This is a genomic window from Legionella cherrii (genome assembly GCF_900635815.1).
GTDB classification, from domain to species: Bacteria; Pseudomonadota; Gammaproteobacteria; order Legionellales; family Legionellaceae; genus Legionella; species Legionella cherrii.
Window position 1 is genome coordinate 2,741,301 of sequence record NZ_LR134173.1, and the last position, 24,443, is coordinate 2,765,743.

Below are 24,443 nucleotides of genomic sequence, written 5' to 3' on the forward strand. Positions count from 1 at the left end.
ACCATCACAAATATAATTAACACAAATTTATCAGAAATTAAATAGCACTAATTAATCAAAAATTACACTTCTTCGTTTGAAGTAAGTAAGATTGACTTGAGACATAAAAAATAATTTTTTAAGATAACCCTGGGTAACTACTTGGGTTACCCTGAGCATTGAGATAATTAAGATTTTTGAATACTTTTTAGAATTTCTGCGACAACAAGTTCTGGATTTAATGATTGGGTGATGGGACGGCCTACTACTAAATAATCACTACCTTCCTTAATAGCTTGTTCCGGTGTCATCACTCTTGATTGATCATCATTTGCATCATCTGTAAGTCTTATTCCTGGAGTAACTGTAATAAATTGATCGCCACACGCCCTTTTAATTAGGTTAACTTCTTGAGCGGAGCTAACCACTCCATCTAAACCGGACTCTTTGGTTAAGATTGCCAGTTTCTTTACATGCTCCATGATCGGTGTATTTATGCCAATAGAAGTTAATTCGGTTTGATTAAAACTGGTTAAAACAGTTACTGCGATTAATAGAGGTCGATTAGCGCCATAAGCATCGACTGCTCTACGTGCCGCCTGCATCATGCTTACTCCGCCGGAAGCATGAACATTCATCATCCACACCCCTAATTCAGCCCCTGCCTTACACGCATTTGCAACAGTATTGGGAATATCATGAAATTTTAAATCCAAGAATACCTTAAATTGTCGCTTCACTAATTGTTTCACAAAATCGGTGCCAAATAGAGTAAAAAGCTCGCTACCTACCTTTAAAGCACAACTTTTAGGGTCGAGCTTTTCAATTAGGCTTAAAGCAGCATGCTCATTATCAAAATCGAGCGCAACAATTAATTTAGGTGTCATTTTATGCTACAGCCTCTTCTTCGTGCATTTCCAGGGCATTTTTAACCGCAGCAACAATTTTGATTTGTTCGGCTTCTTGCAAATAAGGATGCATAGGTAAACTTATTACCCGACTACTTGCATGTTCAGAATGGGGAAAATCTCCCAATTTGTAACCTAAATAAGCTAAGGCATTTTGTTGATGCAACGGTATTGGATAATGGACTGCTGTTGGGATTCCTGATTCGCTCATTGATTTTTGAAAAGCATCACGATTATTTACTTCAATTGTATATTGCGCGTAAACGCTTGTGTTATAACTATGAATATAAGGTGTTTTTACTAATGGCGAGAGCATCTGATCATAAGCCTTAGCAACCCTTTGCCGCATAATGATTTCGTCTGGGAAAAGTTTCAATTTTTCAATTAAAACAGCAGCTTGTATGGTATCCATACGTCCATTAATGCCTATTCGATTATGACAATAACGCGCATTTTGTCCATGAATTCTTATTTCAATGAGTTTTTGTGCTAAAACATCATCATTGGTAAAACAAGCACCAGAATCACCATATCCACCTAAAGGTTTAGATGGAAAGAAGCTAGTACATCCGATTGTTGATAAGGCGCATGAATACTTACCTTTATACGTTGCACCGAAACTTTGCGCTGCGTCTTCAATTACCGGAATACCATAACGAGCAGCAATAGCATTAATTTCATCATGATCAGAACATTGACCATACAATCCAACGGGCATTATTGCCTTAGTTTTACTGGTAATAGCCGCTTCCAAATGTTTGGGATCCATATTATAGGTAAGCGGGTCGATATCCACAAAAACTGGTTTGGCTTGGCAAAGGCTAATTACTTCTGTGGTGGCAAAAAAACTAAACGGAGTAGTAATAACCTCATCTCCAGGCTGAATTTCCAAAGCCATTAATGCCATTAATAAGGCATCCGTTCCACTTGAATTGACAATAACATGTTTGACACCTATAAAATCAGCCAATTGCTTTTCAAGCTCTGTAATTTCAGGCCCCATGATATATTGGCCATGATTCAAAACATTTTTAATACTGGCCAAAATTTCGGTTTCTATTATTGAATACTGTTTTTTTAAATCGATAAATTGCATCATAATCTCTTAAAATTAGTTAATATCCTTCCAAACCATGGACAGGTTTCATTCTTCCCCAGTTTTTACAACCGGGACAATGCCAATGCAGATGCTTACCACCAAAACCGCAATGAACGCATCGATAAACTGGCTTATTGTCTAAAAACTTACTCGTTATATCATAAAGCATTTGTAATTTGTCACGAACTTTCCCGTGAGCCGATTCAAGATGCCAATAAATTAACTGATTTAAACCTCTTATTGACGGATGTTTGCTTAAATTGTCGGCTACGAAATCTATAGCGGCATCCATATTCTTTTGTTGTCTTAAATATTCTGCGATGACAAAAATTACTGAAGCCCGAGGATGATTTTCTAAGGTCTGCTCAAGATACTTGATGCACTCATCCATTGTATTTAATTCTTTGTGGCATATAACTAGTGGCTCAATAATTTCTGTTAAAAAATCTGCATCTTGTTGTGGGACGCGCTTTAATGATCGAATGGCTTGCTTGTAACGACCTTCTTTCATTTCCAGGTTTGCATTCATTAAACTGGCTCGAACTGATTCATTATCCACAGATATAGCCTGTTTAATACAATAGGTAGCCTTATCAATCGCATTACTTTTTAATGCCTGACTGGCCATTTCACAATAATAATGAGCTGCTTGATTGTGAAAACTTGTTCCAGTTGAAATTTCTAATTTTTTAATTACATCTAAAGCCTTTTCCCAAGCTTTTTCTTGCTGATAAATGGCTAATAAGCCATGTAAACTTCGTGTTTCTTTAGAACCACCTAACTCGACAACCTCTAAAAAAATTCGCTCTGCCCTATCAAATAAACCAGCACTCATATAATCCTGGCCAAGAGCCATTAAAGATTCTTTCCTTTGCACAATACTTAACTGAGGTCTTGCAATCAAATTTTGATGAATTCGGATGGCTCTATCAACCTCGCCACGACGCCTGAATAAACTTCCCAATGCAAGGTGAGTTTCTACCGTATCACTATCTACCTCTAATAATTTAATAAAAATATCAACAGCCTTATCGGGTTGTTCATTTAAGAGATAATTAAGTCCGACAACGTATTCACGTGATAAACGATTATAAAAAGCAGGATCTTCTTTGGGCTTACTACGATTTGCCATCCACCAGCCCGACCAAGCAGCAGCAGGCAATAGTAATGGCCATAAATCAATCATTATTACCCTCCTCTGTGCATGTTACGTTTTATATAATAAAAAAACTAATGTTGATCTTGCAATGGAATTGATCGTAAGTTTTTAATTTCTTTTTCAGTTAATTTCAATTGATTTTTAATTTTGTAACATTCCGCCTTTAGACGCCAATATCGTCCAACAAAAAGTATAAAACCCACTAAAATACCAATGCCCAACATAATTGTCATAAGAACTGAGATAGGCATAGATATTGTTTTAAAATAAAAATTAACATCTACCGAAGTAGCATTTAGGGCAGCAAAACTAACGCCAATAATAATGAGAAGTAAATAAATAACCAGCATTAATATGCGCATAAATTCTTCCTTTTTGTTGCCTGGGCAGTAAAAGCGAAGTGCAACCCGGTGTGACCAGGAGACTATAATAACATAAACCTGAGCTCACTTCGCCTCACTCAGATTATTTAAATAGATACAAACAAAAAAGCGTAGAAAAATCTACGCTTTTTTAGCTATTTGACAATAAAGAAATTAATCACTTTCTTTGCTTGCCATTTTTTCTTTCAACAAATCACCTAAGGTTGTTGTTGATGCACCTTCAGTTCTAGAGTACTTCTTAATCGCATCAGCTTCATCTTGAGCATCTTTCGCTTTTACTGAAAGAGTAATTGAACGGTTTTTACGGTCAACATTGATGATTTTTGCTTCAATCTCGTCACCTTCTTTGACAAGAGTAGTCGCATCATCAACACGCTCATCTGAAAGCTCACTCGCACGAATAGTACCAGTAATGTCATCTGCCAATGCTACAGTAACTGTTTTAGGATCAACAGAGACAACAGTTCCTTTAACGATAGCTCCCTTGGTGTACTCATCAACAAAACTTGTAAAGTTGTCACCTTCAAGTTGTTTAATACCTAAGGAAATACGCTCACGCTCAGGGTCTATAGCAAGAATAACTGCTTCTAATTCCTGTCCTTTCTTAAACTGTTTTACTGCTTCTTCACCAGGAACAGTCCAGGAAATATCAGACAAGTGAACTAAGCCATCAATATCGCCATCTAAGCCAATGAATATTCCAAAATCAGTGATTGAGCGAATCTTACCACTAACTTTTTGGTTCTTATTGTGCGTTGCAGCAAATTGTTGCCATGGATTACCCACACATTGCTTCATACCTAAAGAAATACGACGTCGTTCTTCATCAATTTCAAGCACCATAACATCAACTACATCACCTAGTGAAACCACTTTACTTGGATGTACGTTTTTATTGGTCCAATCCATCTCAGACATGTGAACTAAGCCTTCAACACCTTCTTCAATTTCTACAAAGCAACCATAATCAGTAATATTAGTTACTTTACCTTGTAATTTTTTGCCTATTGGATAACGTTCCACCAGGTCAACCCAAGGATCGTTACCTAATTGCTTCATGCCTAAAGAAACACGGTTTCTTTCGCTGTCAAAGCTTAATACTTTCACTTTTACATCTTGACCAACTGATAATACTTCACTTGGATGTTTGACCCGTTTCCATGAAATATCAGTAATGTGTAGCAAGCCATCTATGCCGCCCAAATCGATAAATGCACCATAATCGGTAAGGTTTTTGACAATACCATGGAGTTCTTGGCCTTCATGTAGTGACTCAAGCAATGCTTGTCTGTCAGCGCTGCTTTCTTCTTCAACAACTGCGCGACGTGATACAACAATATTGTTGCGCTTTAAATCCATTTTAATTACTTTGAATTCAAGCTCTTTTCCTTCAAGATAAGAAGGATCTCTTACAGGTCTGACGTCTACTAATGAACCAGGTAAGAAGGCGCGTATCGTTCCAATCTCAACAGTAAATCCGCCTTTGACCTTGCCGGAAATAAGACCAGTCACTGTATCATTGTTTTCATGTGATTTAGATAATTTTCGCCAAGCTTCCTGACGTTTTGCTTTTTCTCTTGAAAGGAGCGTTTCGCCGTAGCCATCTTCGACTGAGTCCAGCGCTACTTCGACAGTATCACCCAGGTTAACTTCCAAGGCACCATCTTTGTCATAAAACTCTTCTTTAGGTACAATCCCTTCAGATTTTAGACCGGCATTTAAAATGACATAATCACTATCGATACCGATAACTTTGGCATTAATAATGGCACCAGGATAAAATTGAGCACCGGCAATACTTTGCTCAAACAATTCTTTGAAACTTTCAGACATGTTAATAAACTCTTTAGTAAAAAAATGAAAGAATGAGTTCCACTCATCTTTCCCCTAATAAAACTTAACCATTGTGCAGACGTTCTTTCATTAATTCTAATACAATATTAAACACTTGTACAATGGATAAACTGGTTGTATCAATTTGCACTGCATCATCTGCAGGCTTTAATGGCGCATGTGCACGACCAGTATCCCTTACGTCACGTTTAGCCAATTCTTCTACAACCTGCGCGAGGCTAACATTAATTCCTTTTTCTTTCAACTGTAAATATCGTCTATTTGCTCTTTCTGCTTCGTTTGCATATAAAAAAATCTTTAAAATGGCCGTTGGAAAAACCACTGTGCCCATATCACGGCCATCAGTAACCAAACCGGGAGGTTGAGCAAAATTACGTTGACGCTCAAGCAAAGCCTGCCTTACTTCCTGGAGAGCAGCAATTTGAGATGCATCTTGCCCACATTGCTCGCTTCGAATTGCTGAGCTGATGTCTTCTTCGTCTAAAATAGCTCGTGTTCCATTATCGGAAGACTCAAAACGTAAATTTAGGGAGCGGGCTAAAGCAGTTAATTGCCCTACATCATGAAAATCGATTTTGTTCTTTCTTGCTGCATAAGCGAGAACGCGATAGATTGCACCGCTATCAAGCATATTCCATTTAAGATGTTTTGCAAGTAATTGACATATCGTTCCCTTACCAGTTCCACTTGGCCCATCTAGGGTTATCACAGGTACGGTGTCATTGTACATTATCAACAATTTCCTCTACTTGTAGCTGAAGTTCCCTTGCTGTTTCTATGAACAAAGGAAATGAGGTAGCTACATTGGCACAATTTTTAATAGTAACGGGTTCACTAGCTACAGCCCCAGCGATTGCAAAAGACATGGCAATACGATGATCACCCCTACTTTCAACAATACCGCCGTGCATCATTCCGCCCTCAATCATGACACCGTCATCGAATGCTTCCGCATGAATGCCTAATTTTTTTAGGCCATCAACCATGGTAGCAATACGGTCACTTTCCTTAAAACGTAACTCGCTTGCTCCATGAAGTGTAGTTTGTCCTTGGGCACATGCTGCGGCTACAAAAATAGCAGGAAATTCATCAATTGCAAGTGGAACCATATGTGCACCAATATTAATTCCTTTTAATGGCGAGTATTTAACGCGTAAATCAGCAACCCATTCTTCTCCGAGTTGCCGCTGATTTAAGAGAGTAATGTTGGCACCCATTTCGAGTAAAATGTGAATTATTCCTGTACGTGTTGGATTAATGCCAACATTACGGATGAGGACATCAGAACCAGGAATAATCGTGGCCGCAACCATGAAAAATGCTGCCGATGAAATATCTCCAGGAACAAAAATCTCAGTACCCAAACATTCGCTTGCTGAATTAATAATCAGAGTATTGTCTTTATGATGTACTGGATATGAAAAATATTTGAGCATCAGCTCGGTATGATCACGACTTACACCGGTTTCAGTAATTCGAGTTTCACCTCGAGCATAAAGCCCGGCCAATAAAATACATGATTTCACCTGAGCACTTGCTTCAGGCATTACATAATGGATCCATTAAGTTCTTTTCCACCTCTAATTGTTATCGGAGGTTTCCCATCAACAGTAGTTATATCAGCACCCATTTGTGTCAATGGCTTACTAACCCGTAGCATGGGTCTCTTTAATAAACTTTCATCACCAGTCAACTGACTATCAAAAGATTGTGCCGCCAATAATCCCGCTAATAAGCGCATGCTGGTTCCAGAGTTTCCACAATCAATAACTTGTTCTGGCTTCTTCAACCCATGTTTTCCAACACCATGGATTACAACTTGTTGTTCATCAGGCCCTTCTATTGAAACGCCCATAGCTTGAAATGCTTTCAAAGTCGCCATGCAATCCTCACCATCGAGAAATCCGTTAATGATGGTTGTTCCTTTAGCTATAGATCCGAAAATAATGGAGCGATGCGAAATCGATTTATCACCAGGCACATTGATCTCACCTTTTATTCCGCGGACAGGTTTACTTATGAAATTATGTATTCTCACCGATTATTTTCCTTAGCAAATTCAGACATGAACTCAATAAGTGCATCAACCCCAGCCATGGGCATTGCATTATAAAGGCTGGCGCGAAGTCCACCCACAAGTCGATGTCCCTGTAAAGCATATAAACCCCGGAGTTGGGCTAAACGAAGGAATTCACCCTCTAATTGTTCATTTTTAAGTGAGAAACATATATTCACAATGGAACGGACTTGAGGATCGATATTCGTAGTATAAAAATCTGAGCTATCCAGATATTGATATAACTTCGCTGCTTTTTGGCAGTTAATACGATATATTGCTTCGACTCCACCTTGTTTTTTTAACCAATCAAACATTTTATCAGCTAAATAACAATTAAATACCGGCAAAGTTGCATAAAGTGAATGATGCTCCGCTTGAATCTTATAATTTAACATGGTGGGTACAGGAGGAACAGGTAATCTCTCCAGTAGGTCATCCCGAACAATTACTATGGTTAAACCAGCATTTGCTATATTTTTCTGAGCTCCAGCGAAAATCAAACCGTAATTCTTGATGTCTATGGGCTCGGTAAGCAGAGCTGAGGTCATGTCGGCAATTAATGTACTACCTTTTGTTTTAGGAACATAGGGAAATCGTACACCATTGACGGTTTCATTAGGTGTATAATAAACATAGGATGTATTTTCTCTTATTTCCCAACTTTTAGGTTCAGGAATTGTTTTATAACCATGTTCTTCGCCACTGGCAATGCAATAGGCTTTTTTTAAGTGCTGCGCTTCAGCTAAAGCCATATGCGACCATACACCGGTAACTAAATACCCCGCCTGCTCCTCGGGGTGCAAAAAATTCATGGGAATCATAGCAAATTGTGTACGGGCCGCGCCTCCAAAAAATAGTACTTGATAATTTGGAGGTATAAAGAGTAATTCTCTTAAAGACTGCTCGGCATGATTCAAAAGCGCCGAAAATTGTGGTGTACGATGCCCCACTTCAAGCACTGAAACACCTAAATTTTGCCAATCAAGGAATTCTTCCTGAGCTTCCTTTAATATGGCCTCAGGAAGCATTGAAGGACCAGCACCAAAATTATAAACTCGATTCGTCATCGCCACTTTCTTCAATTTCAATTTCAATTTCGTTATCGGACTCATTAGAGTCTTCGCCCAAATCTTCAATTTTCTGCATACCCACCACTTTTTCTCCTGGGGTGACATTAATTAATCGTACCCCTTGAGTATTTCGTCCGATTACAGACAATTCATTTATCCTAAAGCGTACCAACGTGCCTTTGTCTGTAATGAGCATGGCTTCATCGGCATCAGTCACTTGGACTGAGCGAACAACTTTACCATTACGTTCGCTTACCTGAATGGAAATCACCCCTTGTCCACCTCGACCAGAAACACGATATTCTTCAATAGAGGTACGTTTACCGTATCCATTTTCTGTTGCAGTTAATATGGTTCCATCTGGGTGCGCTACAACCAAGGAAATTACTGCCTGACCTTCTTCTATGCGAATACCTCGCACACCACGCGCAGTACGTCCCATAGGTCGTACTTTATTTTCATCAAAACGAACCACTTTTCCAGCATCAGTGAATAACATGATATCTTTACTACCATCTGTGATATCCACACCGACCAAGCTGTCATCTTCGTCAAGATCCACAGCAATAATTCCATTGGATCTGGGTCTGCTAAAGGCATTTAAAGGTACTTTTTTGACTGTTCCTTTTTTAGTAGCCATAAACACATAATAACCATCTTGATATTCTCTTACTGGCAACATGGCATTAATTTCTTCGCCTTCCGCAAGTGGTAAAATATTAATAATTGGACGACCTCTGGAAATACGGCTGGCTAATGGAAGCTGATAAGCTTTAAGCCAATAGAGTTTTCCATGGTTAGAGAAACAAAGCAGAGTGTCATGAGTACTTGCAATAACGAGACGTGAAACAAAATCTTCATCTTTAACATTTGTTGCAGACTTGCCCTTTCCGCCTCGACGCTGAGCCTGATATGCGCTAAGCGGCTGGTATTTTACATAACCCTGATGCGACAGAGTCACCACCACATTCTCTTCAGTAATTAAATCTTCAATGGTTAAGTCTTCTTGTGATGCGGTAATTTCGGTACGACGCTCATCACCAAACTGTGTTTTAATCTCAAGAAACTCATCACGGATCACTTGCATAAGCCGTTCAGGAGAAGCCAATATTTCCAATAGCTCGCGAATCAACTTCAATAATTCCTCGAACTCACCTAAAATCTTATCCTGTTCCAGAGCAGTTAAACGATGAAGTCTTAATTCCAGAATGGCTTGGGCTTGAGCTTCTGATAATTTATACCCATCAGCACCTAAACCAAACTCAGCAGCCAAATCATCGGGTCGTGATGCATCAGAACCTGCTCGCTCCAGCATCGTTTTAACCATGCCTGCTTCCCACAACTTAGCAAGTAAGGCTTCTTTTGCATCTTGCGGGGTTGGTGATTGTTTAATCAAAGCAATCATCTCATCAATATTAGCCAGGGCAATACCTAGACCTTCCAATAAATGAGCACGGCTGCGTGCTTTTTTGAGATCGAACAAGGTTCTTCGGGTGACCACTTCACGTCGGTGTTTAATAAAATATTCAAGAATTTGTTTCAAATTTAATGTTCGGGGTTGACCATCAACTAAGGCAACCATATTGATTCCGAACACGTTTTGCATTTGCGTATGAGCATATAGGTTATTTAAAATGACATCAGCGACTTCATTACGTTTTAGCTCAATAACAACGCGCATTCCTTGTTTATCTGATTCATCTCTAAGCCCAGAAATCCCCTCAATCTTTTTATCACGAACCAGTTCAGCAATACGTTCAACCAAACGGGCTTTATTCACTTGATAAGGAAGTTCCGTAATAATAATGGCCTGGCGCCCAGAATCTTCATCTGTTTCAATTTCTGTTCGCGCACGGATAATGGCTCTACCTTTCCCTGTACGATAACCTTGAATAATTCCAGCTCTTCCATTAATAATTGCCGCTGTTGGAAAATCAGGACCCGGAATAATCTCCATAATGTCATCGAGACTTAATTCAGGATCATCAACCAAGGCAATACACGCATTAATTACTTCAGTCAGGTTATGGGGAGGAATATTAGTCGCCATACCTACAGCGATACCTGAAGAACCGTTGACCAATAAATTGGGAACACGTGAAGGCAAAACTACGGGAGCGAACTCAGTTTCATCATAGTTGGGACTAAAATCAACCGTTTCTTTTTCCAAATCCGCTAATAAAGCGTGAGCCACCTTAGACATTCTTACTTCGGTATATCGCATTGCCGCGGGTGCATCACCATCTACAGAACCGAAGTTACCCTGGCCATCAACCAAAAGATATCGCATTGAAAAAGGTTGTGCCATGCGAACGATTGTATCATAAACCGCTGTATCGCCATGTGGATGGTATTTACCGATCACATCCCCTACGACACGCGCTGACTTTTTATAGGGTTTATTCCAGTCATTACCTAACTCACTCATTGCATAAAGCACACGTCGATGAACCGGTTTTAACCCATCGCGAACATCAGGCAAGGCTCTACCGACAATAACGCTCATCGCATAATCGAGATAGGATTGTTTTAATTCATCTTCAATATTAACTGGCAAGACTTCTTTAGCTAAATAAACCATGGTTTGGACGTATCCTTGACGATCAATTTTAATAATAAAGAATACCACACAGACGGATTTAATTAAATCATCTATCCTAAAATGTAGCCTTGGGAAAACGCAGAGATACCGTATTTCTGAGATAAACAGCGAAATGGACGCGTAACCTTAGTGCGCTCTATGCACAGAACAAATTTATTATTTTTTTTACTGTTATTCTTTGAAATTCTAAACCATAATAAAATTGACTGTAAGTGAGCATTTTTATATAGTGCCACGCACAATCAATATGAATCCTTTATCAGGAGAAGCAATGACCAATAAAACAGCCACACTTAGCCTTAAAGGCCAAGAGCCGCTTGAGTTACCCGTATATACGCCTACCTTGGGAAATGATGTGATTGATATCACGAAACTGGGTGCAAGTGGCGTCTTTACCTTTGATCAAGGTTATTTATCAACTGCCTCCTGTGAATCTAAAATCACTTATATAGACGGCGATAAAGGTATATTGCTCTATCGCGGTTACCCTATCGAGCAATTGGCTGAGAAAAAAAGATTTCCTTGACGTTAGCTATCTTTTACTTAATGGCGAATTACCTAATGCTGAGGAAAAGAAAAAATTTGTTAGCTTAATTAACAATCACACCATGGTACATCAACAAATGTATCAATTTTTAAATGGTTTTCGTCGTGATGCGCATCCCATGGCAATCATGGTGGGCATGGTTGGTGCACTCTCTGCGTTTTATCATGAGACTATGGATATTAACAACGCCGAAGATCGCTTTATTTCTGCAATTCGCATGGTTGCTAAAATGCCCACTTTTGCGGCAATGAGTTATAAATATTCCATAGGATTACCATACATTTACCCACAAAATAAAATGTCTTATGCAGAAAACTTCTTGCATATGATGTTTAGTGTACCATCAGAAGAGTCTACTCCTGATCCGGTTCTAGTCCGTGCCATGGATACAATCTTTATTCTGCATGCAGATCATGAACAAAATGCTTCCACTTCTACTGTTCGCCTCGCTGGCTCAACAGGTGCGAATCCTTTTGCATGCATTTCTGCAGGTATCGGCGCATTATGGGGGCCTGCACATGGGGGTGCAAATGAAGCCTGCCTGAACATGCTCAAAGAAATTGGAAGCGTTGATCGCATTCAACATTACATTAAACGGGCTAAGGATAAAGATGATCCATTCCGATTAATGGGATTCGGGCATCGTGTGTATAAGAGTTATGATCCTCGAGCAAAAGTAATGCGTCAAACCTGCTATGATGTCTTGGAAGCTGTAGGTGCAAAAGATGAGCCATTATTCAAACTGGCTATGGAACTAGAGCGCATTGCCCTTGAAGACGACTACTTTATTGAGAAAAAACTATATCCCAATGTTGATTTCTATTCAGGCCTGACTTTAAGTGCCCTAGGCATTCCAACCAATATGTTTACAGTAATTTTTGCTTTGGCTCGAACTGTTGGCTGGATGAGCCATTGGATGGAAATGGTTGCCACCAAGTCACGAATTGGTAGACCACGTCAGCTTTACACTGGCGAAAAAACTAGAGATGTACCTTAAAATCCACATTTAGCCTGTGTTTAGCTCACACCCATTATCCCGCGTGTAATGAGGGATAATGGGTAATTAATCACAGTCTGTAACTACCCCTTTGCTTTTTGCAATGCCTGCCGCCAGCCCCGATAATCCATTTCCACTTGCTCTAAAGCTCTTTGTGGAATAAATTCTTGCTCCACAGTCCAAATTGCATTGAGATCATCTAAAGAATTAAAGACACCACATCCTAAAGCAGCCAACATCGCTGCGCCCTTAGCCGTGGTCTCGATATCTTTAGGTTTTTGAATTTGCAGTTGACATTGATCGGCTAAAAATTGTAAGAACCATTGATTGACTGCCATTCCGCCATCAACACGCAGTAGGGACAAATCCAATTGACTGTCCTCACGCATACAAAGACATACTTCGCGCGTTTGGTAACAAACGCCCTCTAACGCAGCTCTGGCAAAATGAGCTCTGCTGCTGGACAAACTTAAACCGACCATGGATGCTCCAGGTACTGATAACCAATGGGGAGCGCCCAAACCTGTAAAGGCTGAAACCAAATAAACCCCGTCATTTCCTTTCAATGAGTTTGCTAAGGTTTCGGTTTCATCAGCATGAGTAATAAGTTTCATTGAATCTCGTAACCACTTTACAGTAGTACCCGCATGATAAATGCTTCCTTCTAATCCATAAGCTGTTTTTCCATGTATCTTATAGGCTATGGTTGTCAAAAGTTTATGCTGCGATAAAACCGCCTTACTTCCTGTATTAAGCAATAAAAATGCACCTGTTCCAAAAGTGGCTTTTATCATGCCAATGTTGAAGCAGACCTGACCAATTAATGCGGCTTGCTGATCGCCAGCAACTCCGGTAATCGGAAGTTCAATACCCAACCACTTTTTATCTATCAGGCCAAAATGACTATCACTTGCACAGACTTTCGGCAAAACGGACTCAGGGATTCTAAAATATTCGAGCAAATCCCAATCCCATTGTTCTTCCTTAATATTGAAAAGCATGGTCCTTGATGCATTAGTCACATCTGTTAAATGCAAATGTTCTTTAGTTAAACGCCAGATAAGAAAACTATCAATAGTGCCAAAGGCTAAATCACCTTTATCTGCTAATTTTTTTGCTTCAGGATTATTATCTAAAAGCCATTTTAGCTTAGTCGCTGAAAAATAAGGATCAGGTATTAAACCCGTTTTCTCTTGAATCATCGATTCATCAACTATTAATGTTTTGCAGTATTCAGCGGTTCTGCGATCTTGCCAAACAATAGCCGGCGCAAGACAATCCCCAGTTTTTTTATTCCAGATTACTGTAGTTTCTCTTTGGTTTGTTACGCCACAAGACAGGATTTGCTCCATAGGAACTCGAGATATAACATCACGCATGGCGGTTAGAGTTTTTTGCCATATTTCTTCTGGATCATGCTCGACCCATCCGGCTTGCGGATAATGTTGCGTGATTGGATATTGACTGGAAGTAACTAATTCGCCATGAACAGTATATATCATGGCACGGGTACTGCTCGTTCCTTGATCGATTGCCAGCAAATAATTCATTGTTGCAGAGTTCCTTGTCCCAACTATTATGTGTATATTGTAAGTGTATACTTTTTTTATGGAGACCAAAATATGAATTCGGTTTTTGATGTTGCAATTATCGGTGGCGGCATCAATGGCTGTGGTTGTGCTGCAGATGCGTCATTAAGAGGATTGTCTGTAGTACTTTTGGAGCAAGATGATTTAGCCTCTAAAACCTCTTCAAGCAGCACAAAACTAATTCACGGTGGGTTTAGATATTTAGAAAATTATGAATTTGGTATGGTTAAAAAAGCAATCACCGAAAGACAACGGCTTTTAGATTTGGCGCCCCATTTAGTACATCCCCAAGCCTTAGTTCTACCTTATGAAAAGCATATGCGACCCGCTTGGTTTTTACGTTTAGGTCTTTTTATTTATGACCATTTAAGTAGCAAAAATCGTTTACCCAAATGTAAAACCATTTATAGAAGAAACAAAAAAGAATATTTTGACCCTTTGATTAATAAACTAGACATGGGTTTTCTATTCTATGATGCTGTAACTGATGATGCTCGCTTAACCATTGTTAATGCAATCCAAGCAAAAAATCATGGGGCAAGCATAAGAACCCACTCTACAGTGATTCATATTGAAGTTGTGAATAATTTATGGCAATTAACCATTCAACCGAAAGTCGGTTCAAGCTATACCCTCTATGCCAAATCAGTAATTAATGCGGCTGGTCCGTGGGTTAAATCGGTGGAACAACTCACACGGATCCCCGATCGGCAAAAAATTAGTTTAATTAAGGGAAGCCACATTATTGTTCCTCAAATTTATGAGGGCAATCATGCATATTTGTTACAACATCAAGACAAACGGGTTATTTTTGTTATTCCATACCACGGATTTAGCATGATAGGTACCACTGATATTCCACTCGCTGGTAACCCAGGTAATGCGAGCATCAGCAATGAAGAGGTTCATTATTTGATTGATCTGGTTAATTCGTATTTTAAAAGCACGATATCCGCACAAGATATTATTTATACCTGGAGTGGTGTCAGAGCCTTGCTCGCTGACGAAAACAAGGAGGCCAAAGCTTTAAGTCGTGATTATTCATATGAAGTCCATCTCAAACCCGCACCTAGTGTCACCATTTATGGTGGGAAAATTACTACTTACCGGCAATTAGCAGAAGAGGTTATCAATCAACTCCTTCAAACATTTCCACAAATGGGCCCTTCGATCACGGCATCAACGCCATTACCAGGAGCCTCTTTTGAACAAATGAATTTTGAGCAGTACGTTCATTATGCAAAAGAAAAATATAAATGGATGGATACAGACTTATTTAATCGTTATTTGAATACTTATGGAAGTCGCATGGAATTATTCCTTTCCTCCTGTAATAGCAAAGAATCCTTGGGAAAAAAATATTGTACCCATCTATATCAAGTAGAAGTAGACTATCTGATTTTAGAAGAATGGGCACAAAATTGTGATGATATACTCAAACGCCGAACAAAACTTGATCTAATCATTGATGAAACAGGCAAAAAAGAATTGGCAAATTATTTATCAAACGTTACTTGTTATCCTTCTGCCGAAGCTCCTCTTTTATTGCACTGACATCAACAGCCACGGCTTGTTCAACCAATTCTTTAAGCGTTGAAGCTGGCATACTGCCAGCATTTGAATAAATCACAATTCCTTCTTTGAATACCATCAGATGAGGGATAGAGCGGATTTCAAAGAAATCCGACAATTGTTGTTCCGCTTCAATATTTACTTTTGCAAATTTTATATTGGGAAACTGCTCAGCCACTTGCTCATAAACCTTGGAAAATTGTTTACATGGAGCACACCAGTCTGCCCAAAAATCAATGAATACAATTTCATTTTCATTAATTAAAGATTCAAATTCAGAGCTGGTTATAGTAAGGCTGGTCATATTTCTTCCTTAGCTTCAATTGAGTTAACAATTTTTTGGAATACATCATCCACATCTCCAGCGCCACTAATACTATGGAACTCAGGAGCACCATGGGTGCCACTCTCAGCCCAAGACTTATAGTAATGAACTAAAGGTGCTGTTTGATTACGGTAAACCTCCAAACGCTTTCTTACAGTTTCTTCTTTGTCATCTTCACGTTGAATTAAAGCTTCGCCTGTAACATCATCTATTCCATCACGTTTTGGCGGATGATTTTGGATATGATAAACACGGCCAGAAGGCTGATGGATACGTCTTCCACTAATACGCTTAATGATTTCTTCATCATCAACATCAATTTCAATAACATGGTCTAAATAAATTTCGGCTTGTTTCAAGGCATCTGCCTGTACAATTGTTCTAGGAAAACCATCAAATAAAAAGCCATTAGCACAATCGCTCTTTCTTAAACGTTCTTTGACTAGCCCAATAATAATATCATCGGAAACCAATCCTCCCGTTTCCATAATCTTTTTGGCACTGAGTCCCAAAGGAGTTCCTTGCGCAATAGCAGCACGAAGCATATCACCTGTGGAGATTTGCGGAATTTGATAACGTTCAATCAAACGCAAAGCCTGGGTTCCCTTTCCTGCACCCGGCCCACCCAAAAGCATTAATCGCATTAAAAACTCCTTAGTGATCTATATCAGTTTTAATTACTGAATATATTATTACTTATTAAACCATATAAATTCAAATTTACCCTAAGCTTCTACGTCACAAATTCAGGAAAACATTAGCACCAATAGTTCAATTCTAATATTTTTTACACGAATTAAGCTGCATTGCATAAAGTTGTGAGCGCGCTTTCACTTTGCGAGCAACGGGTATTAACCATGATTTTTTCAAATAAGTTTTACGTTGATAACCACCTATACCTTCATGATAGGCCAAATAAAGTAAATACGCATCTGTTCGGGGCACCCTTGCTCTTTTATACGCTTCATTGGCGTACCAACCAATAAAATCGACACCATCAGCAAAATCATCCCGTGAAGCAAACCATCCACCACAACTTTGTTTATAATGATTCCAAGTTCCATGTAGTGCTTGGGTATATCCATAAGCTGAAGAAGGTCTTTTCCAAGGAATAATACAAAAGAGCTTCTGCCGAGGTGGTCGTGCTCGTGCGTTAAATTTTGATTCTTGATGGATGATTGCCATTTGTACTGGAATTGGAACTTTCCATCGGCGCTCCACATCCTTAGCATCTCGATACCATTTAGGATATTGCCTAAAAATATTACAAAGATTATTAACATCCGCAGGAGGATGACTAACACACGCAGTAAGAATTAGAGCAAATAATAAAAAAAAGGCTATTCGTAACTTCTTAAATATGTGTAACAAAGCGTCCATGAGCAACCAAACATTAAAAATGAACATTTTAACAAATTTGATCACTACAATCTACGCTTGAATTATAGCCATGATGAACTCGAGATGGGCTGTTATATAAATTAGCTTCTGTATCCATTGGTTCGAATGAACCAAAATGGAATGATTTTGGAAACCCTAGTGCCGCCGGGTAATCCCGAGTGCAAGGAAGTTTCTCAACGTATCACGGTGCTACAGCATGGAGATCCCTCGTTGTACTCGGGATGACGTAACAAGAGGTAGAATTGTGAAACCTACTATTTCCTCACCCTACCCCGTGCTAAGATAGGGTTTCATTTAAAGTAAAAGAAACCTAAACCGATGACCATTCTTGTATTTGATATAGAAACAATTCCTGATATTGAATCAGCCCGTAATTTATATGATTTACACGGCCTGTCTGATGAGGACACCGCAGAAGCAATGTTTGCATTACGCCGAGCTAAAGTAGGTAACGATTTCTTACCGCATTATTTACAAAAAATTTGTGCTATTTCTTTGGTTATGAGTCATGGGTCACAAATAAAAGTATGGTCGTTAGGTGATGAAGCCTCTGATGAAAAGGAATTAATCACCCGTTTTTTTGCTGGAATCGACAAACATACACCAACACTAGTGAGTTGGAATGGCAGCGGGTTTGATTTACCGGTTTTGCATTATCGTTCCATGTTGCATGGAATCAGCGCACCTACGTATTGGGAAACAGGAGAAAATCAACAAAATTTTCGTTGGAATAATTACTTAAGCCGTTTTCATTATCGACATCTTGATCTCATGGATGTGATTGCAGGATATCAAAATAAAGCGTTTGCTCCACTGGATGAAATATCCAGTATGCTGGGATTTCCTGGAAAAATGGGGATGAGTGGCTCCAAAGTGTGGGAACAGTATTTATTAGGCCAAATAAAAAGTATTCGTGATTATTGTGAGACGGATGTGCTCAATACCTATTGTGTTTTTTTACGGTTTGAGCTCATGCGTGGCGTGCTCCAACATGATGAATATCATCGTTCATTAGAGTTGCTAAAAACTTATCTAAGTTCTGAGCAAGATAAAAAGCATCTGCAAGAATTTTTAAGTCATATGTCATAAAATTAGTTGTAACTTAAGTGTAGCGCACCCCTGTCCTTCCGAGCGTAGCGGGGAGATCATTCGTTGCGCTCGGGATGACAATAAGTGAACCCGGGGTCCGGTACACAAGCTACCATTAGATTGTAAAGGACCTATGACCGTTAAAAGAAGGCAACAACTTATCGGCATTAATAATATCAAGAGCATTCCGATAATCATCGCTCTGTAAATGTTGTAAAGTTTTTGCAAAGCGTTCTGTTCCTAGTTTTGCATACTCTTCCTCACTCACAGATTTCGCTTTATTTGCCAATTGGGTCCATGACCAAAGGGTTATCCACCATTCTACTACCGGTTTATAAACAGTAAACCAGGCCAATATCGACTCTGTAAGTTCTTCTTCTCCAAAGTATGCTTTTAAAAAAGTTAATTCTTGTTCTTTGCTCAGTTTTGCTTCAATTGCAAAATAAACAAGATCCCACATAAAGTCGTTATTACTGGAATACTCCCAATCAATTTGATAGAACACTTTCTCCTTCTTTGGTCCAGAAACTGCCATCATATAATTTAAGGGTGTCGAATCATTATGGCATGGACTCATCTCAATATGATACGAAGAAAATAAATTCTTCAATGCAATCATCTGTTCCGCTATAAAGTCTGTTTCCTCAGGAACCACAAAACTTTTACTTTTTAGCCGTTCCAATAATTGTTCGTTACGTTCGAAAACTGCTGTGTCATTGTCAAAAGGTTCCGATGTATGCAGTTTTTTGGCCATACTTGCTAGCGTGTTTAATATGTCAATACGTTGTAATGTTTCCTTGTCTAAATCATGAGCATTTTCAATATACTCCATCAATTGTAATCCATCAGGATCAAAGTGTTTTATGGGTACATTAAGTCCCAAGACTGAAGCTTTGCGTGCATTTTCTGCTTCGTGTTCACGCGATATTGAAAATGAGGACACCTCTCCAGGAATTCGTAATACCCATCGTTTGAATTGGCTACGCTCGATGAGATCCGGATTGATTCCAGGGATTTTTGCAAGCAATTTAGGAGTATTAGGACCAATTTGTACTCTGTAAACTGTATTTGTCATTCCACCCGATAATAATTTGAATCTCAGCACATCCAACCCCACTTTTGAAAGCAGTGGTATGCGATGAATTGTGGGTAATAAGTTCATATATTTGTGAGTTAAATCGACCATCTCTTTCCATGTATGGTTTACCAAAGATGCCTTGAACTGCGAAATAGGATCGAGTAGACTAAGAATGTAGATCATTAAATGTTCATTAATTCTAGGATTGCCATTATCTTTGCCAAAAAAATACCATTTCATAAAGATCGTTTCACAAATATTGAGCATCAAAAGAGTATATAAAATTTAGCCACAAAATTACAAGACAGTACATTTAAAGAGAAAATTAAACAACAAGGGCTCTTGCTATGACTGACCCCCTTATTCCTATAACAAAAAGACAAGCTTTAATATTTACCTGTTTTTTTGTCATGTATGAGTTTTTAACTTATATAGCCAACGATATGATCATGCCGGGGATGATTCATGTGGTTCAGTCTTTTAATGCGCCTGAATCAGCCGTAGCAACTTCTTTGAGTGTTTATATTCTTGGAGGCGCAAGCTTGCAAGTTTTCTTAGGTCCTATATCCGATAGTTATGGACGCAGGCCCATGATGCTTCTTGGTGCATTTCTATTTTTTATTTTTACTCTATTTATTGCCAGCTCGAATTCAATGTATCAATTTCTAATCGCACGTTTTTTTCAAGGTATGGGATTATGCTTTATTGGCGTCATAGGTTATGCGACCATTCAAGAGATATTTGAAGAAATGGATGCCATTCGTTTAATCTCGATTATGGCAAACGTTGCAATTCTTGCGCCCTTATTAGGCCCCCTGATGGGAGCTATAGTAATTCATTACACTTCCTGGCGTTATATTTTCATAACCATTGCTCTGGGTGCTCTTGTTGCATTATGGGGATTATGGAAATACATGCCTGAACCGATTGGCCAAACAAAAAAAAATGGAGAAGTAACACCAAAAACTAAGTTCTCAGCAAATAAGGTATTACGAAACTATAAAGATTTGTTTACCAATAAAGCATTTTTATTTGGAACCTTGGCCGCAGGTACAGTAGGTATCCCATGTATTGCTTGGATTGCTTTAGCCCCTATTATTTTAATTGCTGAGGCAAAACTTACGGTCATTCAATATGGTCTTTGGCAACTTCCAGTATTTGGTGCGACCATTTTGGGTAATTGGTTTTTACATCAATTAACTTACAAATACACAATTAAACAAATTATTTTTTGGGGCTGTATTATTATGGTTATTGGGGCAATTTTAACTTCATTGCTTCCATACCTCTATGGTAATGCCTATTACCATTTGCTCCCTGGAACAATTATCTATTTTTTTGCACTCAGTGTAATTAATGCGCCTTTAAACAGATACTGTCTTTTTGTAACGCCTGTAAGCAAAGGCACTGCGTCGGCATTGGTTAGTTTATGTGTTATGGTTGTAGGTGCGATAGGAACAGAGTTAGCTAATTTTTTCTATAAATATCACAATAATCTTCATTTCGGACTTTATTGTAATGCAATTCAATTCCTATTTTTAATATTTATAGGTTTAACGTTCTTCCCTAGTCAAAATGCAATTATGGAAGAAAATAAAGCAGGTACTGATAACACCATCTAGTTCGCAGGCTCGATTGCGCGATACCAACCCAGTTTTTAATCCTGGGTTTCCGTTTTCCTATTATTCGCTATATATATCTTAAGAAATCCACAAATTTTTATCTAACATACAGTGAACTTCCTTTTCCCCGGTTTTATAGGGTGCCATGCGACAATCCATCGTAAGACTAAGTAAGGAGTAGGTATCGAGTCGAGTTAATTTTTTCTCAGCAGCAATTCGATTGAGCATAGTCATAGAGGCTTTTTTCATTGCATTTTCAATATTATTATCCTTTGCATAAGTAACGTATTGAGTGGGCGTATCCGTTTTAGGCAATAGGAAGGGAGTTTGTTTTTCAGATTGTTTTGGAACAATACAATAAACACCTTTAACTCCATTAACTACTTCTGAAATAGGGCAATTCCATGTTGCAAACATAATTTGCTCAGCTTGTTCGCGAGATACTTTACGTTGATCCATAATCAATTGAATCGTTTCTCCTTTAAGTATATCCAGAGCCTTATTCAAATCCGCATCATAACCTACTGCGATCCATGCATCTGGCGTTTCGACACGTGGCCAGCTCAATGGAGTATGTTTGAGCAAATCAACTGTAATATTGAACTCTTCATATGCGGTTTCAATTGCAGTGAGATTGATCTCGCCATTTCCCTGCCCTGCATGCGAATCACCTGTCCAGAGTAGCCCCCCTTTGACGAAAACCGGTAAGTACAATGTGGTGCCCTCTTTCATTTCACGTAAATCCATATTTCCACCAAAAGGACCCGGTGGAATCGTGTCAAAATCGCCAGATTGTTCATGTGCTACTGCAATTAAACCCGGAAATGGCGCAAGTGGAATTACAATCCCCGGCGCAAATTGCATCTGCATCTTTTTTACATCCAGATAAAAATACTTAATTTGTCCCTCGGGGAATTCTTCTGGGAATAATCCTTTTCCAGGAACATTATTATTCGATGCATAGCTTCGTGGCAGTATTTTATTAAAATGAATTTTGAGCACATCACCAGGTTCCGCACCTTGGATATAGACGGGTCCCGTAATAGTATGGGGGCCTCTCCCTGGGACTGCATTATTCATACGGACCACTTCTTCAATAGGCGTACCTGGCACCACTTGGTTATCTGAAGCAGCCATAGTTTCTATAGAAATACTGTCACCTGGATTAATGGTTAAAACAGGGGGTTGATGATTATTGTATACACCCCATTGTGTCGTTGCAGGCGTTGCAGGAAGAATATAGGTTTTATGTGCTAAGTTGTCACTCTCTAGTGGAGCAGCCATAAGTTTTTGCTCAGGTAATTTTTCAATATATGGAAAACATTTTTTTGTTTTTCCTACTGAATTGATTGAGTTATCTTGAGCTAAGGCCGCACCAGAATTCAGTATATTGAAACAAACTGCGCCAACAAGTAAAAATAATTTATAGTCCACAACCATAGTTCCGCTCCATGTCAGCCTTAATAGTTTATTGTTTTTTTTAGATAACGTCCTTGTCTGCATCCGCAGTTTCCTTTTAACGGTATAGAGTTAGGTATTCCTTGTCAATATCAAACGATGGGGCTTGCTTTAGAAAAATATATAGTTAAAGATGTAAAGAAAGATTTGTATGTCTATGCTTTTGAAAGAAAAAAATCATGATCCGATTATTATTTTTTACTTTACTTATTCTCCTACCTGGTATTCATAACCCTGTTAATGCACAGACATTAAAAAATTCTCCCACAAAGCCAACGAAATCAGAACAAAAACCGATTGCAAACAACTCCAGTATTAGTTCTAACCCTGCCGCAGTTAATGTAACTACTGGCTCTGGGGTACTACAACGTTATTTAGAAAACAAGCTAAGTATTCAAAATAATCATGGAATTATGCTTCAAGGAGCTTGGATTGGTGACACCAACAGATTGTTCTCTGGTGGAATTCCTGATGCGGACCTAGTGACATCCAACAGTGTTCTTTTAGTTGATCTTACCGTGGATATGGGACAATTTACTGGATGGGATGGTGGGTTGTTTAGTGCTCAATTTTTGCAACAAAATGCTCAGAACACCAATGCACAAGCGGGTATTATACAAGGATATAACTCATTACCCGATGTTTATCCTTTTAATCGTTCTGAACTTTATGCCCTTTGGTATCGCCAAGAACTGTTCGATAAAAAATTATTTGTCCGAATTGGAAAAACAATCACCACACTTGATTTTAATAACGTCATTAAGCCCGCCCCACTGAGCTCTGACGCACCTAACATTCCTGCAGTGACAAGTTTAATTTATACGCCTATTTTTATTAATCCTGAAGTAGATGGCATCATGCCCGGTTATACCAATACTGCATACGGTATTACTATGACTTTGGCCCCAATCTCTCAATGGTATCTATCCTATGGAATATATGATGGCAATTTAGCCAGTGGCAAACAAACCGGATTAACCGGTCCGACATTTAATGGAAGGTATTTTCAAGTGAGTGAAATGGGTGGTGCTTGGGTTTTAGGAAAAAATCATTTACCTGGGACTGCTGGACTAGGTATATGGCATCAAACTGGTTTAATTCGACAGCACAATCTCACTGAAATGGAAGCAACAGGCGCTTATCTATTTGGTTCGCAGCGTTTATGGTACCGCCATCCTGGATATGATACCAGCGGGATTTCCGCGTTTTATCAATACGGGATCAATAACTCCAGTGTGTTACCTATGAAACAATCTGTAGGAGGTGGCCTTACTTTATTTGGCCTTATTGCACATCGTGAGGGTGACTCATTAGGCGCAGGTTTTTCGCTGGCCTGGCTCAATCAGCGCATTACTGATCGCTCCTCTGAATTGATGTATCAAATTTATTATCAAGCAAAAATAATAAATAATATCTATCTTGAACCGGTACTTTCATACATCCCCACCCCAGGTCAGAATGCTAATTTACCCCCTGCATTCGCAGGAACATTAAGAGCTATTGTATTGGCATAAAAGCATCTTTAAAAATTAAAATTAGTGTTCATTTTGCCCATCCTTATTTATCTTGGGAGCGTGGACTCAATGGATAGACTAATTGACTTGGACGGGAATATTTATGTTCCAGTTTTGATTCAAGAACAGCTCAACATT

18 protein-coding genes and 2 pseudogenes are annotated in these 24,443 nt (G+C 38.9%); 5 read left to right on the forward strand and 15 right to left on the reverse strand.

The window, feature by feature from the left end; all coding sequences use genetic code 11:
- Positions 1 to 167: 167 nt before the first annotated feature.
- The 9 genes and pseudogenes from pyrF to gyrA form a co-directional block, all read right to left on the reverse strand.
- Positions 168 to 866 (reverse strand): orotidine-5'-phosphate decarboxylase, encoded by a 699-nt coding sequence (pyrF, locus tag EL022_RS11575; RefSeq protein WP_028380416.1) that lies wholly within the window; start codon positions 864 to 866, stop codon positions 168 to 170.
- A 1-nt stretch (position 867) separates the two neighbouring features.
- A complete protein-coding gene (locus EL022_RS11580; protein WP_028380415.1) occupies positions 868 to 1,983 on the reverse strand; it encodes a DegT/DnrJ/EryC1/StrS family aminotransferase in 1,116 nt (371 codons plus the stop codon).
- A gap of 19 nt (positions 1,984 to 2,002) precedes the next feature.
- Entirely contained in the window at positions 2,003 to 3,172 is a 1,170-nt protein-coding gene (gene lapB / locus EL022_RS11585) for a lipopolysaccharide assembly protein LapB (protein ID WP_028380414.1), read from the reverse strand.
- A 44-nt stretch (positions 3,173 to 3,216) separates the two neighbouring features.
- Positions 3,217 to 3,507, reverse strand: coding sequence for a lipopolysaccharide assembly protein LapA domain-containing protein (locus EL022_RS11590; protein WP_028380413.1), 291 nt, complete (start codon positions 3,505 to 3,507; stop codon positions 3,217 to 3,219).
- A 174-nt stretch (positions 3,508 to 3,681) separates the two neighbouring features.
- Positions 3,682 to 5,361, reverse strand: a complete 1,680-nt coding sequence (gene rpsA / locus EL022_RS11595; protein ID WP_028380412.1) for a 30S ribosomal protein S1 — start codon at positions 5,359 to 5,361, stop codon at positions 3,682 to 3,684.
- A gap of 64 nt (positions 5,362 to 5,425) precedes the next feature.
- Positions 5,426 to 6,112: a (d)CMP kinase gene (gene cmk / locus EL022_RS11600; RefSeq protein WP_028380411.1), complete on the reverse strand. Its 687-nt coding sequence runs from the start codon at positions 6,110 to 6,112 to the stop codon at positions 5,426 to 5,428.
- Positions 6,102 to 7,420 (reverse strand): annotated as a pseudogene (aroA, locus tag EL022_RS11605) (3-phosphoshikimate 1-carboxyvinyltransferase). The gene cmk and the pseudogene aroA overlap by 11 nt, the downstream one beginning before the upstream one ends.
- Entirely contained in the window at positions 7,417 to 8,508 is a 1,092-nt protein-coding gene (gene serC, locus EL022_RS11610) for a 3-phosphoserine/phosphohydroxythreonine transaminase (RefSeq protein WP_028380409.1), read from the reverse strand. The pseudogene aroA and the gene serC overlap by 4 nt, the downstream one beginning before the upstream one ends.
- Positions 8,489 to 11,092, reverse strand: a complete 2,604-nt coding sequence (gene gyrA, locus EL022_RS11615; protein WP_028380408.1) for a DNA gyrase subunit A — start codon at positions 11,090 to 11,092, stop codon at positions 8,489 to 8,491. The genes serC and gyrA overlap by 20 nt, the downstream gene beginning before the upstream one ends.
- A 292-nt stretch (positions 11,093 to 11,384) precedes the next feature.
- Here gyrA and gltA point away from each other — a divergent pair.
- A pseudogene (gene gltA, locus EL022_RS11620) lies at positions 11,385 to 12,657 on the forward strand (citrate synthase).
- Between the two features lie 83 nt (positions 12,658 to 12,740).
- On the opposite strand, the gene glpK reads toward gltA, so the two are convergent.
- Positions 12,741 to 14,207 (reverse strand): glycerol kinase GlpK, encoded by a 1,467-nt coding sequence (gene glpK / locus EL022_RS11625; RefSeq protein WP_028380406.1) that lies wholly within the window; start codon positions 14,205 to 14,207, stop codon positions 12,741 to 12,743.
- Between the two features lie 72 nt (positions 14,208 to 14,279).
- On the opposite strand from glpK, the gene glpD reads away from it, so the two are divergent.
- Positions 14,280 to 15,800, forward strand: a complete 1,521-nt coding sequence (gene glpD / locus EL022_RS11630) for a glycerol-3-phosphate dehydrogenase (RefSeq protein ID WP_028380405.1) — start codon at positions 14,280 to 14,282, stop codon at positions 15,798 to 15,800.
- Here glpD and EL022_RS11635 read toward each other — a convergent pair.
- The 3 genes from EL022_RS11635 to EL022_RS11645 form a co-directional block, all read right to left on the reverse strand.
- Positions 15,757 to 16,122: a thioredoxin family protein gene (locus tag EL022_RS11635; protein ID WP_028380404.1), complete on the reverse strand. Its 366-nt coding sequence runs from the start codon at positions 16,120 to 16,122 to the stop codon at positions 15,757 to 15,759. The two genes, glpD and EL022_RS11635, sit on opposite strands and share 44 nt — an antisense overlap.
- A complete protein-coding gene (gene adk / locus EL022_RS11640; RefSeq protein WP_028380403.1) occupies positions 16,119 to 16,787 on the reverse strand; it encodes an adenylate kinase in 669 nt (222 codons plus the stop codon). The genes EL022_RS11635 and adk overlap by 4 nt, the downstream gene beginning before the upstream one ends.
- Positions 16,788 to 16,920: 133 nt before the next feature.
- The gene (locus EL022_RS11645) at positions 16,921 to 17,523 is read right to left on the reverse strand and encodes a transglycosylase SLT domain-containing protein (RefSeq protein ID WP_028380402.1); all 603 of its coding nucleotides are present in this window, start codon (positions 17,521 to 17,523) and stop codon (positions 16,921 to 16,923) included.
- 339 nt (positions 17,524 to 17,862) lie between these two features.
- Here EL022_RS11645 and EL022_RS11650 point away from each other — a divergent pair, with 339 nt between their 5' ends.
- Positions 17,863 to 18,633, forward strand: a complete 771-nt coding sequence (locus tag EL022_RS11650; protein WP_028380401.1) for a 3'-5' exonuclease — start codon at positions 17,863 to 17,865, stop codon at positions 18,631 to 18,633.
- A 115-nt stretch (positions 18,634 to 18,748) separates the two neighbouring features.
- Here EL022_RS11650 and EL022_RS11655 read toward each other — a convergent pair whose 3' ends face one another.
- Positions 18,749 to 19,951 (reverse strand): phosphotransferase, encoded by a 1,203-nt coding sequence (locus EL022_RS11655; RefSeq protein WP_028380400.1) that lies wholly within the window; start codon positions 19,949 to 19,951, stop codon positions 18,749 to 18,751.
- Between the two features lie 107 nt (positions 19,952 to 20,058).
- Here EL022_RS11655 and EL022_RS11660 point away from each other — a divergent pair, with 107 nt between their 5' ends.
- Entirely contained in the window at positions 20,059 to 21,333 is a 1,275-nt protein-coding gene (locus tag EL022_RS11660) for an MFS transporter (protein WP_028380399.1), read from the forward strand.
- Positions 21,334 to 21,411: 78 nt separating this feature from the next.
- Here EL022_RS11660 and EL022_RS11665 read toward each other — a convergent pair whose 3' ends face one another.
- Positions 21,412 to 22,773, reverse strand: a complete 1,362-nt coding sequence (locus EL022_RS11665; RefSeq protein WP_051544413.1) for an acetamidase/formamidase family protein — start codon at positions 22,771 to 22,773, stop codon at positions 21,412 to 21,414.
- A 197-nt stretch (positions 22,774 to 22,970) separates the two neighbouring features.
- Here EL022_RS11665 and EL022_RS11670 point away from each other — a divergent pair, with 197 nt between their 5' ends.
- Entirely contained in the window at positions 22,971 to 24,305 is a 1,335-nt protein-coding gene (locus EL022_RS11670) for a carbohydrate porin (RefSeq protein ID WP_028380398.1), read from the forward strand.
- Positions 24,306 to 24,443 lie beyond the last annotated feature (138 nt).

What these genes read in the sequence shown, in the direction of transcription:
- glpD (WP_028380405.1), top strand. Translation starts at nt 14,280, where the DNA reads ATGAATTCGGTTTTTGATGTTGCAATTATCGGTGGCGGCATCAATGGC.
- EL022_RS11580 (WP_028380415.1), bottom strand. Translation starts at nt 1,983, where the DNA reads ATGCAATTTATCGATTTAAAAAAACAGTATTCAATAATAGAAACCGAA.
- EL022_RS11670 (WP_028380398.1), top strand. Translation starts at nt 22,971, where the DNA reads ATGATCCGATTATTATTTTTTACTTTACTTATTCTCCTACCTGGTATT.
- gyrA (WP_028380408.1), bottom strand. Translation starts at nt 11,092, where the DNA reads ATGGTTTATTTAGCTAAAGAAGTCTTGCCAGTTAATATTGAAGATGAA.
- serC (WP_028380409.1), bottom strand. Translation starts at nt 8,508, where the DNA reads ATGACGAATCGAGTTTATAATTTTGGTGCTGGTCCTTCAATGCTTCCT.
- EL022_RS11660 (WP_028380399.1), top strand. Translation starts at nt 20,059, where the DNA reads ATGACTGACCCCCTTATTCCTATAACAAAAAGACAAGCTTTAATATTT.
- EL022_RS11655 (WP_028380400.1), bottom strand. Translation starts at nt 19,951, where the DNA reads ATGAAATGGTATTTTTTTGGCAAAGATAATGGCAATCCTAGAATTAAT.
- lapB (WP_028380414.1), bottom strand. Translation starts at nt 3,172, where the DNA reads ATGATTGATTTATGGCCATTACTATTGCCTGCTGCTGCTTGGTCGGGC.
- EL022_RS11590 (WP_028380413.1), bottom strand. Translation starts at nt 3,507, where the DNA reads ATGCGCATATTAATGCTGGTTATTTATTTACTTCTCATTATTATTGGC.
- cmk (WP_028380411.1), bottom strand. Translation starts at nt 6,112, where the DNA reads ATGTACAATGACACCGTACCTGTGATAACCCTAGATGGGCCAAGTGGA.
- EL022_RS11635 (WP_028380404.1), bottom strand. Translation starts at nt 16,122, where the DNA reads ATGACCAGCCTTACTATAACCAGCTCTGAATTTGAATCTTTAATTAAT.
- adk (WP_028380403.1), bottom strand. Translation starts at nt 16,787, where the DNA reads ATGCGATTAATGCTTTTGGGTGGGCCGGGTGCAGGAAAGGGAACCCAG.
- EL022_RS11645 (WP_028380402.1), bottom strand. Translation starts at nt 17,523, where the DNA reads ATGGACGCTTTGTTACACATATTTAAGAAGTTACGAATAGCCTTTTTT.
- rpsA (WP_028380412.1), bottom strand. Translation starts at nt 5,361, where the DNA reads ATGTCTGAAAGTTTCAAAGAATTGTTTGAGCAAAGTATTGCCGGTGCT.
- glpK (WP_028380406.1), bottom strand. Translation starts at nt 14,207, where the DNA reads ATGAATTATTTGCTGGCAATCGATCAAGGAACGAGCAGTACCCGTGCC.
- EL022_RS11650 (WP_028380401.1), top strand. Translation starts at nt 17,863, where the DNA reads ATGACCATTCTTGTATTTGATATAGAAACAATTCCTGATATTGAATCA.
- pyrF (WP_028380416.1), bottom strand. Translation starts at nt 866, where the DNA reads ATGACACCTAAATTAATTGTTGCGCTCGATTTTGATAATGAGCATGCT.
- EL022_RS11665 (WP_051544413.1), bottom strand. Translation starts at nt 22,773, where the DNA reads ATGGTTGTGGACTATAAATTATTTTTACTTGTTGGCGCAGTTTGTTTC.